The 12,372-nt window shown below is 59.0% G+C and carries 14 protein-coding genes; all 14 read right to left on the reverse strand.

All coding sequences use genetic code 11. The features are described from left to right. Positions 1–100, reverse strand: a 100-nt coding sequence (locus ACIP1X_RS19310; RefSeq protein ID WP_400754380.1) for a hypothetical protein, incomplete at its 3' end; no start/stop codon positions are given. A gap of 172 nt (positions 101–272) precedes the next feature. Then, positions 273–569 carry a flagellar protein FliT gene (locus tag ACIP1X_RS19315; RefSeq protein WP_400754328.1) on the reverse strand — a complete coding sequence of 99 codons (297 nt, stop codon included), beginning with the start codon at positions 567–569 and terminating at the stop codon, positions 273–275. Between the two features lie 11 nt (positions 570–580). Further along, positions 581–979, reverse strand: coding sequence for a flagellar export chaperone FliS (fliS, locus tag ACIP1X_RS19320; protein WP_159812638.1), 399 nt, complete (start codon positions 977–979; stop codon positions 581–583). A 129-nt stretch (positions 980–1,108) separates the two neighbouring features. Further along, positions 1,109–2,539 carry a flagellar filament capping protein FliD gene (gene fliD / locus ACIP1X_RS19325; protein WP_400754331.1) on the reverse strand — a complete coding sequence of 477 codons (1,431 nt, stop codon included), beginning with the start codon at positions 2,537–2,539 and terminating at the stop codon, positions 1,109–1,111. Positions 2,540–2,621: 82 nt separating this feature from the next. Further along, on the reverse strand, positions 2,622–2,978 hold the full coding sequence (locus tag ACIP1X_RS19330; RefSeq protein ID WP_159812634.1) for a flagellar protein FlaG: 357 nt from the start codon (positions 2,976–2,978) through the stop codon (positions 2,622–2,624). 73 nt (positions 2,979–3,051) lie between these two features. Beyond that, positions 3,052–3,912, reverse strand: coding sequence for a flagellin domain-containing protein (locus ACIP1X_RS19335; protein ID WP_400650079.1), 861 nt, complete (start codon positions 3,910–3,912; stop codon positions 3,052–3,054). A 242-nt stretch (positions 3,913–4,154) separates the two neighbouring features. Beyond that, complete coding sequence (locus ACIP1X_RS19340; protein ID WP_212550901.1) at positions 4,155–4,421, reverse strand: hypothetical protein; 267 nt, start codon at positions 4,419–4,421, stop codon at positions 4,155–4,157. Beyond that, on the reverse strand, positions 4,418–5,707 hold the full coding sequence (locus tag ACIP1X_RS19345; protein WP_400754334.1) for a motility associated factor glycosyltransferase family protein: 1,290 nt from the start codon (positions 5,705–5,707) through the stop codon (positions 4,418–4,420). Before ACIP1X_RS19345 ends, ACIP1X_RS19340 begins: the two co-directional genes overlap by 4 nt. An 84-nt stretch (positions 5,708–5,791) precedes the next feature. After that, the gene (locus tag ACIP1X_RS19350; RefSeq protein ID WP_400754336.1) at positions 5,792–6,718 is read right to left on the reverse strand and encodes a ketoacyl-ACP synthase III; all 927 of its coding nucleotides are present in this window, start codon (positions 6,716–6,718) and stop codon (positions 5,792–5,794) included. Positions 6,719–6,944: 226 nt separating this feature from the next. Next, a complete protein-coding gene (gene pseI, locus ACIP1X_RS19355) occupies positions 6,945–7,997 on the reverse strand; it encodes a pseudaminic acid synthase (protein WP_400754339.1) in 1,053 nt (350 codons plus the stop codon). Then, positions 7,990–9,495 carry a UDP-2,4-diacetamido-2,4,6-trideoxy-beta-L-altropyranose hydrolase gene (gene pseG, locus ACIP1X_RS19360; RefSeq protein WP_400754342.1) on the reverse strand — a complete coding sequence of 502 codons (1,506 nt, stop codon included), beginning with the start codon at positions 9,493–9,495 and terminating at the stop codon, positions 7,990–7,992. Before pseG ends, pseI begins: the two co-directional genes overlap by 8 nt. Continuing rightward, positions 9,492–10,187, reverse strand: coding sequence for a pseudaminic acid cytidylyltransferase (gene pseF, locus ACIP1X_RS19365; protein WP_400754345.1), 696 nt, complete (start codon positions 10,185–10,187; stop codon positions 9,492–9,494). The genes pseG and pseF overlap by 4 nt, the downstream gene beginning before the upstream one ends. A 6-nt stretch (positions 10,188–10,193) precedes the next feature. After that, positions 10,194–11,357 carry a UDP-4-amino-4,6-dideoxy-N-acetyl-beta-L-altrosamine transaminase gene (gene pseC / locus ACIP1X_RS19370; RefSeq protein WP_400754348.1) on the reverse strand — a complete coding sequence of 388 codons (1,164 nt, stop codon included), beginning with the start codon at positions 11,355–11,357 and terminating at the stop codon, positions 10,194–10,196. Then, positions 11,354–12,355 carry a UDP-N-acetylglucosamine 4,6-dehydratase (inverting) gene (gene pseB / locus ACIP1X_RS19375; RefSeq protein ID WP_400754351.1) on the reverse strand — a complete coding sequence of 334 codons (1,002 nt, stop codon included), beginning with the start codon at positions 12,353–12,355 and terminating at the stop codon, positions 11,354–11,356. Before pseB ends, pseC begins: the two co-directional genes overlap by 4 nt. Positions 12,356–12,372: the final 17 nt, after the last annotated feature.

A 12,372-nucleotide genomic window follows, 5' to 3' on the forward strand; every position in this document is an offset into this window, starting at 1 on the left:
AGGTTAAAATTTCTTCTCCGAGAAAATTTAAAATCACCGCCAGGTCGCGGCGGCGGACGCTATCGTCATCGATCAGCAGAATTTTGGTTTCACGCCACATGCAATAGCAACTTCCCTGGTCAACTCAATGCCCGAAAATGGGGGCAAGCGAGACGCTTGCAGGACACTCTGTGCCTGTAGACGCCCGAAATCTGAAAACAGCCACTAGTTAAGTCAAAAAACCGTGCACAGTCAAATTTATGGCGCACATCTCTGGATTAACTGAAGGTTAATTAACCGAACAGATGGTAAACCTTTGCCGCGTTCCGCGCTTGGGTGATCTGCGACATCTCTTCGACTATCGCCTGGCGTTCGCCCATGGCCACTTCAAGCAGCTGCCGATAAACATGCAGCAACTCTTCCAGATTATCGCGCAATGCATCTTCGTCCAGCGAAGCTTCCGCCATGACGTCTTCCATGCAGGAACGACATGCCAGATCCAGTTCGCCAATGGCTTCCCAGTTACGATCAGCCAGCGCACTGACCAGTGCTTGACGAGTGTCGGCGATTCGCTGCAATACAAGACTCATGACGATCTCCTTCAGAACTGCGGAGCAGGCGTAGGTGCGATGGCATCCCAGCCTTCTTTTACCGTGCTCAGCAGGCCTGCAACCTCATCGAGAATGCGCGGATCACTGCTGATGTTCGCCTCAGCGAGGCGCTTCATCATGTAGATATACAGCCCGTCCAGATCCGCCAGCGTATCAGCGCTGTTTTCCAGATCCAGACCTTCGCGCAAGCCACTGACGATGCCGATGGCTTTACCGATCGAAGTGCATTTGCCCGGAATATCCTTGCGCTCGATGGCACCTTTCGCCTGCGCGATACGGGCCAGTCCGCCTTCCATCAACATTTGCACCAGACGGTGCGGGCTCGCTTCAGACGTTTGGGCGTGCGCGCCGACTTTTTGGTACTGCCGAAGGGCTAACATCGGATTCATGTTCTACCTCATTGCCACAATGACTCGTATAACCAATGTATCGCCAACGAGTCTGAAAACTTTAGATGAAAAGACAAAAACCCGGCGCACGCCGATAAAGCGTAGCCGGGTTTTTGTCGTTCTTACCTGTTACTTCGCGGATTGCTGAGCATTGAGCGAGCTGAAGAACGACGTGATGTTGCTCGCCGTTGCTTTCATCTGACCGACCAACAGATCCATCGCGTTGTATTTTGCGGTCAGCGTTGCCGTCAGGCTGGTGACATGCAGATCCAGGGCCGTCTGCTGCTTTTGCAGGCTGGACGAGAGGTTGGTCAGGTTGGAGCTGCGCTGATCAAGCAGGCCGCCGGTCTTGACGTACGGGTCGACCGCACTGCTCATGCGCGCCAACAGACCGTTGGTGGCGTTGGTGCCGGAGAACATTTGCTGAACCTGACCAGCCATGCCCGGTGTGTCCATTCGTTTGTTGAACACAGCGGTGTCGAGTGCCAGCAGACCGGTTTTGCTGTCGGTCATTACGCCCAACTGCGACAACACCGTCAGTTGCGCACTCGGGCCAGATTCGGTCAACTGCTCACGAATGTCAGCCATCAGCGAGCGCGGCAGCGAGTCACCGGTGAACGCTGCGGAAACGGTCAGATTACCGTCCGCATCCGGTGTTGCCTTGGACAGCGTGTCGATGGCTTTTTTCAGGGTGTTGTAGGAATCGACGAACGTCTGAAGCGAAGTCTGGATTCCGGTGGTGTTGGTGGCAACCGTCACAACGGTCGGTGTGTCACCAGTGCTCATGGACGCAAGGTTCAGCGTCAGACCACTGATTGCACCCGTCACCGTGTTGCTTTTGCTGGTCACGGCCAAACCATCGATGGTGATGGCGGCGTCTTTGGCGACACCGTTGACGGATCCGGCATCGCCCGCCGCCGGTGTCCCACCCATGACTTTAGTGCCGTCAATCTCAAGGCCGGTGATACCGCTGACGCTGAGGTCGGAACCTGCGCCGGTCTTGTTGGAGCTGATCACCAGACGCGAAGCGCCGGAGCTGTCGGTGACAATGTTGGCAGAAATACCGTTGCTCGCCTGCGCAGTGTTGATCGCATCGCGAGTGCTTTGCAGCGTGGCATTGGCCGGAATCGTCACAGGATAATCAGTGCCATTCTGACTGATTTTCAGAGTACCACTCGGAATGGCACTGGTCGTACCGCCAGCGAAAGAGGCACTGGCTACTTTCGAACCGGTGGCCAGACTCTTCACGACAACGTTGTAGGTTCCCGGCACAGCGGTGCTGTCGGACGTAACGCCTAAAACGGTCGGGGTACCGGAGGTCGCAGTAAAACCGGCAAACGCAGGGCTCGACGCTTTGTTGAGGTCGGTCATCGATTTCTGAAACGCCGCCAGCGCGCTTTTCAGCGAACCGACACCGGAAATCTTCAGCGAGTTGGTTTTCGTCTGAGTGTCGATCTGCGTCTGCTTGGCAGACTTGTCGGCGTTAACCAGCGCGGTAACGATCGCGCCGATGTCCAGGCCGGAACCCAGTCCGGAACCCGGTAAAATTGGACTTGCCATGTGCATCTCCCTTCAGATTGTTGCCATTCTTTTGACCGCTACCGGCATCCTGAGAACGAACAAACACGATTCATGCCAGCTATCAGACCTTGGCGTCGAACAACACGTGACTGGCGTTGGCCAGGCTGTCTGCGAGCTTTAGAGCTTCGGCGGAGGGAATCTGTCGAACGACTTCACCCGTCTCGCTTGCGATCACTTTGACGATGACTTTTCCGGAATGTTCATCGATCGAGAACTCCAGATTGCGCTTGATCGACTGTACGAACTTTTCGATCTCCTGCACCGCCAGCTTCAACTTGGCATCGTCCGTATCCTGGCTTTTGTCAGCGACCGGAGCGTCAGCCTTGGCAACCTTTGGCGTCTCTGACGGCTTGTCAGGCACCGGGGCCACGGGCTTCGGAGCCGGATAAGACACGCTAAGCTTTACGCTCATGTCCATGCCCATCACCTCTTAACGTAAAAAAGCGAGAGAGCACGACAAGCGCACTCCCCCGCTTAAACTCGATCCGGAATTACTGAAGCAGCTTCAGTACAGCGGAAGGCAGTTGGTTGGCTTGAGCCAGTACGGAAGTCGAAGCTTGCTGCAGAGTTTGCTGCTTGGTCAGGTTAGCAGTTTCTGCGGCGAAGTCGGTGTCCTGTACACGACCCTGAGCAGCGGTGGTGTTTTCAGTGATGTTCTGCAGGTTGGAGATGGTGCTGGTCAGACGGTTTTGCGAAGCACCCAGGTTTGCACGGGTTGCACCGATCGAAGCGATAGCAGCGTCGATTGCGGTGATCGCGTTGTCGATGTTCACCGAAGCGGAACCAGCGCCAGTACCCGAAGTACCAGTCAGAACCAGAGCACCGCTGTTTACGGACAGGCTGGTTGCGTCGAACTTGCCAGTCAGTACCAGGTCGATGTGGTTAGCCGAACCGGTGTTCGCGCCCACTTGCAGGGTCACAGTACCAGCCGAACCGTCCAGCAGGTTTTTGCCGTTCAGGTTGGTCGAAGCCGAGATACGGGTGATCTCGTCGGACATCTGAGCGAATTCGGAGTTGGTAGCGGTCTGGTCAGCAGTGCCGTTGGTACCGTTACGTGCTTTAACAGCCAGTTCACGCATACGCTGCAGGATGTCGGTAGTTGCTTGCAGAGCGCCTTCAGCGGTCTGAGCTACGGAGATACCGTCGTTGGCGTTCTGGATCGCCTGAGTGTTACCACGGATCTGCGAGGACATACGGTTGGAGATCTGCAGGCCGGCGGCGTCATCTTTAGCGCTGTTGATTTTCAGGCCGGAAGACAGACGTTGCATCGAAGTCGACAGAGCGTCGGAAGCGCGGTTCAGGTTTTTCTGAACGTTCAACGATGTGGTGTTGGTGTTTACTGTTAAAGCCATGACGAATTCCTCGTTGGTTGGTACTGCGGCTTCCGGCCCTGGCAACCGCCGGGTATGGCCTAGAGAACCTTCGTAATAGTTATCGTCGGGTTTGCAGGTTGCTTGAGGGCTTTTTGAAAAAAATTTGCCATCACCCTGCCACCCCCGAGAAAACAAGGGCTTAGCCGCGCCCCGCCCACGAAAAAATGACGTCATAAAATCGACTGCCGCGCAAAGCAGCGGGCCAGTGCCGTTGGTCGCCTTCAGCGCTGCGTGCTTTGTAGCAGTTCGATCAGTTCGTACTCCATGAAATCAGCGAGGCCCAACCAGTCCTGACGCTCCTGGCATTCAAGAATCTGCGCCAACACGGTTGCCCAGGATTGCTGGGTATCGGTCGATGCAGACATGAGCGCCTGCTGTGCCCCCTCAAATACATCAACCATGACCAGCGCGGCCTCGACATCCCGGCCCAGACGAAACAGTCCGGCGCACTGACGGCACTCGTCCATGCATTTATCGATAGCGGTCATTGCACGAACTCCGGATCGAACTGCGTGCCGGCAATCAATGCGCCCGCGCGGCTGCTGTTATAGAACTGCACGTGCGGATGGGCAGCGATGTAGCGCTCCAGCACACACAGATAACCGCGAAAGTTGAGCTGCGTGGCGACGCGCTGGCCATTTCCGTCCAGCACCCAGTGCCGTGCCTGACTCACGCCCGGCCCCAGATCGCCGTCATTCCAGCCCGCATGGGTTTTATTGTTGGGAAACGCGAAGTCAGCGCCGAACAGCGTGATGCGCGCAGCGCCCATCTTCACCGCCAGATCGACGGCGGGATGAATGACGCTGCCACCGACATGCAGCAGCGCGCGCGGATGTTGCTCGCGCAACGCGGCGTACACCGGACTTGCCGAATAACCGCCGTAGCGCTTGCCCTTCCAGGCCGTCAGCACTTCGGGATCACTCATCGGCAGGTACACCAAAGTAATCCCGGCCGATTCCTCGACCGGCAAATGACGGAAGCCGATACGTTGATCGATGCTCACCACCATGTCCGGGACGATCCCGTGTTCGCGCAACGGCCGATAAGCGGTATCCACCGCAATGAACAATGGACGATCAGCTCGCAGACTAATCGCCGCCAACCGCTCGAAATGGCTCTCCAGCGTCGGGCCAGTACCGATCACAAACACCTCGCGGCCGGCGCAGGTGCCGAACAATTGCGCCACATCCTCATCGCCCAACAGAACCGGCAAACTGTCCTGCAACCGTTGTTGAATAATCGGCGACTGCACGTCGAATTCGCGGTTGTTGAAAGTCAGATGAACTTCATTGACCAGCCGATCACGGATCTTCGCGTTGAAGTCATCCGCCAGCAGCATCTCGGCCGGCAGGGCAAAAAATGGCGTACAGATATCGGAAAAATCGCCTGCATAAAACAGCTCCACGCGCGGATCTTCCAGCCACTGCCGTTGATCAATCAGCTGCAGCACCAGCGCAAACAACGCGCCATTGAGGATGTGCACGTACAAGCGATCAAGGTTTGTGCGCTCCAGCAACACGCCCGGCAGATCGCCGAGGCCGGTGCCGTAGACGTGCAGTTGCGCTTTGTCCGCGAGGCTGGCGGCCTGAATCCGCGCCTCATGCGTGCGGTCATGACGGCTGGTGAGCTGGATGCCGTTGACGCTCAGCGTCGAACTCAACCCTCGCGTCAGCTCAGCGGCAATGGCTGAACTGTCCTCAGCCATCAAGCGCTCGAACAGCGCCGGCCAGCGTCGTTGCAGGACTTCGGCATTGGCCTGGAAAAACTCGCTCATGACGCCTCGCACTCCGTTTCAGGCAAAAAAATAGCGCTCAAGGTTAACCCTTGAGCGCTATTTTTGTATCGGCCGTTGTGTGGCTCAAGGACGATAAATAATCGCCGAACCCCACGACAGACCCACACCGAAACCGCTGAGCGCGATGCGCTGCCAGTCGGAATCGATCACGTGTTTTTCCAGCAGCAGCGGAATGCTCGACGACACGGTGTTGCCGGTCTCGACCATGTCCTTGATGAACTTCTCCGGCTCGCCTTCGAAGCGTCGCGCCACGGCATCAACGATTGCCGCGCTGCCCTGGTGAATGCAGAATGCGTCGATGTCATCAGCCTTGAGGCCAGACTCGTCGAGCAACTCGTGCAAGTGCGCCGGGACTTTCAGCAACGCAAAGTTGAATACCTGACGACCGTTCATGAAGAACACGCCATCGGTGACTTTCAGGTGCGGTGCGCCGGAACCGTCGGTGCCGAACTTGGCCTTGCCCAGCGCCCAGGTCGGATCTTCGCCCATCCACGTGGCGGTGGCGGCATCGCCAAACAGCATGGTGGTGTTGCGGTCTTCCGGGTCGACGATTTTCGAATACGGATCAGCGGTGATCAGCAGGCCGTTCTTCAGACCGGCGGCTTCCATGAAGCCCTTGATCGCGTAGATGCCGTAGACGTAACCGGAGCAACCCAGGGAAATATCGAACGCAGCGACATTGGTCGGCAGGCCGAGTTTGTCCTGGACGATCGCGGCAGTGTGCGGCAGGCCTTCTTCGTCACCGTTCTGGGTGACGACGATCAACGCGTCGATCGATTCACGCTTCAGTTCAGGGTTGCTGGCAAACAGCGCATTGGCTGCTTCCACGCACAGATCGGAAGTTTCTTGATCAGCGTCTTTGCGCGGCAGAAACGCCGAACCGATTTTGCCAAGGATGAATTCTTCATCCTTTTCGAATTTTGCACCTTGTGCGTAATTGTCCACGCCGGCTACAGGAACGTAGCTCGCAATGCTTTTTATGCCAATCATTACGGCTTCCCAATAAAAAACAGCCCAAGACCACCGCTCGCAAGGATTTCGAGGGGCGCTGACAAACAGAAAACGGCCGCCACAACGGGCAGCCACGGGGAGCGCAAAGGGCTATCACTGCCACCGATAACGGGTCAGGCGCCATCTCACCGATTAATACAATACAGTGAAGATGCGCGTTATGACTCGCAAGTCACGATAAATGCCGAATCGATTGCAGATCGGTCTATTCGATCAGCGACCAGTCCAGCGGCGTACCGCGCTTGATCGGCGTGCGCGCGCGGCGGCCGAGAACGGCGTCGGTGTGCTTGGGCGGCAGACCGAGACCCGGACGAATGGCGCGCAGATTGGCGGCGCTGAAGGGCTCACCGGCGGCCATATCAGCGGTGACGTACAGCGAACGTCGATAAACCACCGACTTGCGCTCGGCCTCGGTCACGCCGTAATGCACCTGACCCAGCGCCTGCCAGGCACGTTCGGTTTCCACCACCAGACTGGCCATCTCCGCCGGTTCCAGCGAGAAACTGGCGTCGACGCCACCGGCCGCGCGGTCGAGGGTGAAGTGTTTTTCCACCACCGTCGCGCCCAGCGCCACCGCCGCCACCGATACACCAACGCCCATCGAATGATCAGACAGCCCCACTTCGCAGCCGAACAATTCCCGCAGATGTGGAATCGTGCGCACATGGCTGTTCGCCGGTGTCGCCGGATAGGTGCTGGTGCATTTGAGCAGCACCAGATCCTTGCACCCCGCCTCGCGGGCCGCGCGCACCGTTTCATCGAGCTCGGCGATGCTGGCCATGCCGGTGGAGATGATCAGCGGTTTGCCGGTGGCCGCGACGCGACGGATCAGCGGCAAATCGGTGTTTTCAAAACTGGCGATCTTGTAGGCCGGTACGTCGAGGCTTTCGAGAAAATCCACAGCGCTGTCATCGAACGGCGTCGAGAACGCGAGCATGCCCAACTCTTTAGCCCGAGCGAAAATCGGCGCGTGCCATTCCCATGGTGTATGCGCCTTCTCATACAGGTCATACAAAGACGTGCCGGCCCAGAGGCTGCCCGGATCCTTGATAAAAAACTCACCCTCGGCGATATCCAGCGTCATGGTCTCAGCGGTGTAGGTTTGCAGCTTCAAGGCATGCGCGCCGGCCTTGGCCGCCGCTTCGACGATCTGCAGGGCCACGTCCAGCGACTGGTTATGGTTGCCGCTCATCTCGGCGATGATGAACGGCGGCGCGTCGGCACCGATCAGGCGATCGCCAATCTTGAAATCAGGCATGCGGGTGTTCCTTCAAGACACGGGTGAACGCACAGGCACTTTGCAGATACCCGGCGTCACGAAAGACATTCAATGACGGGCGATTGGCAGGCGAAACCTGCGCGTTGATTGCGGTCAGTTGCGGCCAGTGCGCCGTGACGAATGCCTCACCGCGAGCGAGCAGCGCCCTGCCCCAACCGAGGCCCAGACGCTGTTCAAACAGATACAGCGAAACTTCGGCCTCAAAACCACGCAAGTCATAACGCAACACGCCGACCGGGCCGTCATCGCCTTCGGCAATCAACAGCAGTCGCTGCGGATTGCGCAGGCTCGCGCTCAACCAGTGTTGATGCTGCTCGCGGTCGATCACATCGTTTTTTTGCGACCAGCGTCGCACCGCCTCGGCATTGCGCCCGTCGAACAACAACTGCGCATCGTCCAGCGTCGCCGGGCGCAGTTTCAGCACCGCGCCAGCCAGCGCTGCCGCTACGCGCAACGCACCACGACCGTCGACCAGTTGCCGCGAGCGCTCGGCCAGACTTTGCCGCAAATAGTGGTTGCCAACGACAAAACCGATCGCGTCGCGCAACTGCTCGACACTGACCTGCTCACGGGCGCCCATGAACACATGCGCACCGGCTGCCGCCATGACTTCGCCGTTGACCTGCTGATTGTTCGACACCGCAATGCAAATCGTCGGCAAGCCGAGCGCCGCGCGCTCCCAACTGGTGCCGCCACCGGCACCGATAAACAAGTCAGCTGCAAGCATGCGCTGATGAAAATCGCTGACAAAACTGTGCAGCCGCCAGTGCGGCCGCGTCTCGGCCAGCGCCTGCATTTGCGTCCAGGCCGGATTGTCGGCGCCGGCGACAAAATCCACTTCAATCTCGGCAAAATCGGCCAGCGCCAACATCGCGTGATGAGTCTGGCGAGCGGCATCGAAACCGCCAAAATTCACCAGCAGTCGCTGCGCCTGCGGCTTGATCTCGATGGCCGTGGCATTGAATTCCTCGCGCAACATCGCATAGCGCGGGCCGAGCAAAGTGCGGCAATTGGCAGGCAGCAGCGGCTGATAATTTTCGCTGAGGCCGGACAAATTCTGATTGAGCAACAGGTCGACGCTGTAGCGCCGCGTGGCCAGATCATCGACCGCCGCAATGCGTGGCGCCCAGCGCCGGGCAGCGGTTTGCCAGTGATGATCGAGACCGTAATGGTCGGCGATGATCCAGTCGAACGCGGCGTGGCCAACCAGCAGCTGCGCCAGCGCGTCGATGTCGGCCTGCCACGGCAACATCGCTTCGATGGCTTGCTGCGGGTCTTCATCGGGATAGCGTTCAGGCAGCGCGAAGGTCTCGAAACCCTCGGCGCTCAGCGCATCGAGCCGATGCCCCGGCAAGCGCCGACAGGCAAACGCGACGTGACTGCCCTGCCCGCGCAGCACCCGCGCCAGCGTCAGGCAACGGGCAATGTGGCCGCTGCCGATGGTCGGCGAGGCGTCGGCACGGATCAGCACTCTCACGATAATTCTCCGCCAGCCTTCAGCGCGGCATACAGGTATTCGGCGCGCTTCCAGTCTTCCAGCGTGTCGATGTCCTGCACCAGATGCCGGGGCAGAATCACCGGCAGACTGGTGGGCGAATAGATCACTTCACCGCGTAACCAGGCATCGCTGCGGCCCCAATAAAACTGCCCGGCATCCTGATAGGCCTCAGGCAGATCTTGCGAGCGAGTGTTGCGAAACTCCGGGTACAAAGCTTGTAAAGCGCCCTGCCCGTCCAGCGTCAATGCACGCTGTACAGGAAAGCCAAAACTGCACACGGAGAACGCAAAGGACTTGTCCGGGTGCTGCTCCAGCAATTCCAGCCCCTGACGTAGATAACGCGTCTGCAACAACGGCGCCGTGGCATAGACGCAGCAGGTGTAATCGAAATCTGGCAGTTGCTGCAAAGCGTGCACGATCACCGGCGCAGTGCCGGCAAAATCATCGGCCAGTTCCGCCGGGCGCATGAACGGCACATCAGCACCGTGAGCCCGCGCCACGTCGGCAATCTCGGCGTCGTCGGTGCTGACCACGACCCGCTCGAACAACCCCGAATCCAGCGCCGTGCGGATCGAGCGAACGATCATCGGCACACCGTCGAACGGTTTCAGGTTCTTGCGCGGGATGCGCTTGCTGCCACCACGGGCGGGGATGATCGCAACGCAACTCACGTGGGTTTACTCCTCAAGAAGCAGCCGTCGCAGTTGCTCGACCACATAGTCCTGTTGTGCGTCAGTCAGCAGCGGATACAGCGGCAGACTGATTGCTTGCGCGTAATAACGTTCGGCCTCGGGGAAGTCACCCTCGGCAAAACCCAAGTCGCGATAGTAAGGCTGCAAGTGCAGCGGAATATAGTGCAGATTCACCCCGACCCCGGCCGCGCGCAACCCTTCAAAGATTTGCCGGTGGCTGAGATTGACGCGCTCAGTCTGCACGCGCACCACGTACAGGTGCCACGCCGATTCAGCCTCTGGCTGAGGGCTTGGCAAGGTCAGTGGCAGGTACGCCAGCAAGCGATCATAGCGGGCGGCCAACTCACGGCGGAGGGCGATGAACGCGTCCAGCTTCGCCAGTTGCGACAGGCCCAGCGCGGCTTGCAGATCGGTGATGCGGTAATTGAAACCCAGCTCGATCTGCTCGTAATACCAAGGGCCGTGACTGGCGTCAGTCATCTGCTGCGGATCGCGGGTCATGCCGTGGCTGCGCAGGCGCTGCAAGCGTTCGGCCAGCGCCGGACGATTGGTCAGCACCATGCCGCCCTCGGCGCTGGTGATGATCTTCACCGGGTGAAAACTGAACACGGTCATCGCGGCGAACTCACCGCACCCGACCGGACGCCCGGCGTACGACGCCCCCACCGCGTGCGAGGCATCCTCGATCACGGTGAAATTGTAGCGCTCGGCCAGTTCGGCAATGCGGCGCATGTCGCAGCTCTGCCCGGAAAACGCCACCGCGACCAAAACCTTCGGCAACGTACCGTCGCGTTCGGCCTGATCGAGTTTCGCTTCGAGCGCGAAGGCATCGAGGTTCCAGGTCAGCGGATCAATGTCGACAAAATCGACGTCGGCGCCGCAATAACGTCCGCAATTGGCTGAAGCGAGAAAGGTGTTCGGCGTCGTCCACAAACGGTCGCCCGGGCCCAGCCCTGCGGCCAGACAGGCAATGTGCAGCGCCGCCGTTGCATTGCACACCGCCACGGCGAAATCAGCCTGACAACGCTCGGCCAGCGCTTGCTCGAAACGCGCGATGGTCGGGCCCTGAGTCAGCCAGTCGGACTGCAACACCTCGACCACCGCATCGATGTCCGACTGATCAAGACTCTGCCGACCGTACGGGATCATGCCGACAGCTTCGCGTGCAGGTCGGCGATCTGCCCGACCGACAGGAAGTGCGGATTGGTGTCGGAACGGTATTCGAAGTCCTCACCGACCGCCCGGCCCTGCTCACCGAGTTTGTCGACAGCGAAATCGACGTCGACACTGGTGAAGCGAATCGACGGCTGAATCGTGTAGTGGTCTTCAAACTCCAACGTCATCCGCGCATCGTCCAGCGGCACCATCAGCTCATGGAGTTTTTCGCCCGGACGAATGCCGACGTTTTTATGCGGCAGATGCTCGGCCATGCCCAACGCCAGATCGACGATGCGAATCGACGGAATCTTCGGCACAAAAATTTCGCCGCCATGCATCCGCGCAAAGCTGTCGAGGACGAACTGCACGCCGTGATCGAGGGTGATCCAGAAGCGCGTCATGCGCTCGTCGGTGATCGGCAACTCAGTCGCGCCGTCAGCAATCAACTTGCTGAAAAACGGCACCACGGAACCGCGCGAACCGGCGACGTTGCCGTAGCGCACCACGGCGAATCGGGTTTCCTGCTCGCCGGCAATGTTGTTGGCGGCGACGAACAATTTGTCCGAGAGCAACTTGGTCGCGCCGTACAGATTGATCGGGCTCGCCGCTTTGTCGGTGGACAGCGCGACGACTTTCTTCACGCCGTTATCGATGGCGGCGGCGATGATATTTTCCGCGCCATTGACGTTGGTGCGAATGCACTCGGTCGGGTTGTATTCCGCCGCCGGCACCTGTTTGAGCGCTGCAGCATGCACCACGTAATCGATGCCACGCATGGCCTGGCGCAGACGATCGGCATCGCGCACGTCACCGATGAAGTAACGCATGCACGGCGCGTTGAACGTCTGCTGCATCTCGTACTGCTTGAGTTCATCGCGGGAGAACACCACCACGCGCTTGGGCCGATATTGCTCAAGCAGGCGGGCGATGAATTTGCGCCCGAACGAACCGGTGCCGCCAGAGATGAAAATCGATTTACCGTTGAACATGTGCTGATTCCTGTCCG

Origin of the sequence: Pseudomonas sp. NPDC088885, assembly GCF_044750025.1 — a bacterium.
GTDB classification, from domain to species: domain Bacteria; phylum Pseudomonadota; class Gammaproteobacteria; order Pseudomonadales; family Pseudomonadaceae; genus Aquipseudomonas; species Aquipseudomonas rustica.

Bases quoted from the DNA above. Each gene is read 5' to 3' on its own strand.
- ACIP1X_RS19315 (WP_400754328.1), bottom strand. From the start codon at position 569: ATGAGTCTTGTATTGCAGCGAATCGCCGACACTCGTCAAGCACTGGTC.
- fliS (WP_159812638.1), bottom strand. From the start codon at position 979: ATGAATCCGATGTTAGCCCTTCGGCAGTACCAAAAAGTCGGCGCGCAC.
- fliD (WP_400754331.1), bottom strand. From the start codon at position 2,539: ATGGCAAGTCCAATTTTACCGGGTTCCGGACTGGGTTCCGGCCTGGAC.
- ACIP1X_RS19330 (WP_159812634.1), bottom strand. From the start codon at position 2,978: ATGGACATGAGCGTAAAGCTTAGCGTGTCTTATCCGGCTCCGAAGCCC.
- ACIP1X_RS19335 (WP_400650079.1), bottom strand. From the start codon at position 3,912: ATGGCTTTAACAGTAAACACCAACACCACATCGTTGAACGTTCAGAAA.
- ACIP1X_RS19340 (WP_212550901.1), bottom strand. From the start codon at position 4,421: ATGACCGCTATCGATAAATGCATGGACGAGTGCCGTCAGTGCGCCGGA.
- ACIP1X_RS19345 (WP_400754334.1), bottom strand. From the start codon at position 5,707: ATGAGCGAGTTTTTCCAGGCCAATGCCGAAGTCCTGCAACGACGCTGG.
- ACIP1X_RS19350 (WP_400754336.1), bottom strand. From the start codon at position 6,718: ATGATTGGCATAAAAAGCATTGCGAGCTACGTTCCTGTAGCCGGCGTG.
- pseI (WP_400754339.1), bottom strand. From the start codon at position 7,997: ATGCCTGATTTCAAGATTGGCGATCGCCTGATCGGTGCCGACGCGCCG.
- pseC (WP_400754348.1), bottom strand. From the start codon at position 11,357: ATGATCCCGTACGGTCGGCAGAGTCTTGATCAGTCGGACATCGATGCG.
- pseB (WP_400754351.1), bottom strand. From the start codon at position 12,355: ATGTTCAACGGTAAATCGATTTTCATCTCTGGCGGCACCGGTTCGTTC.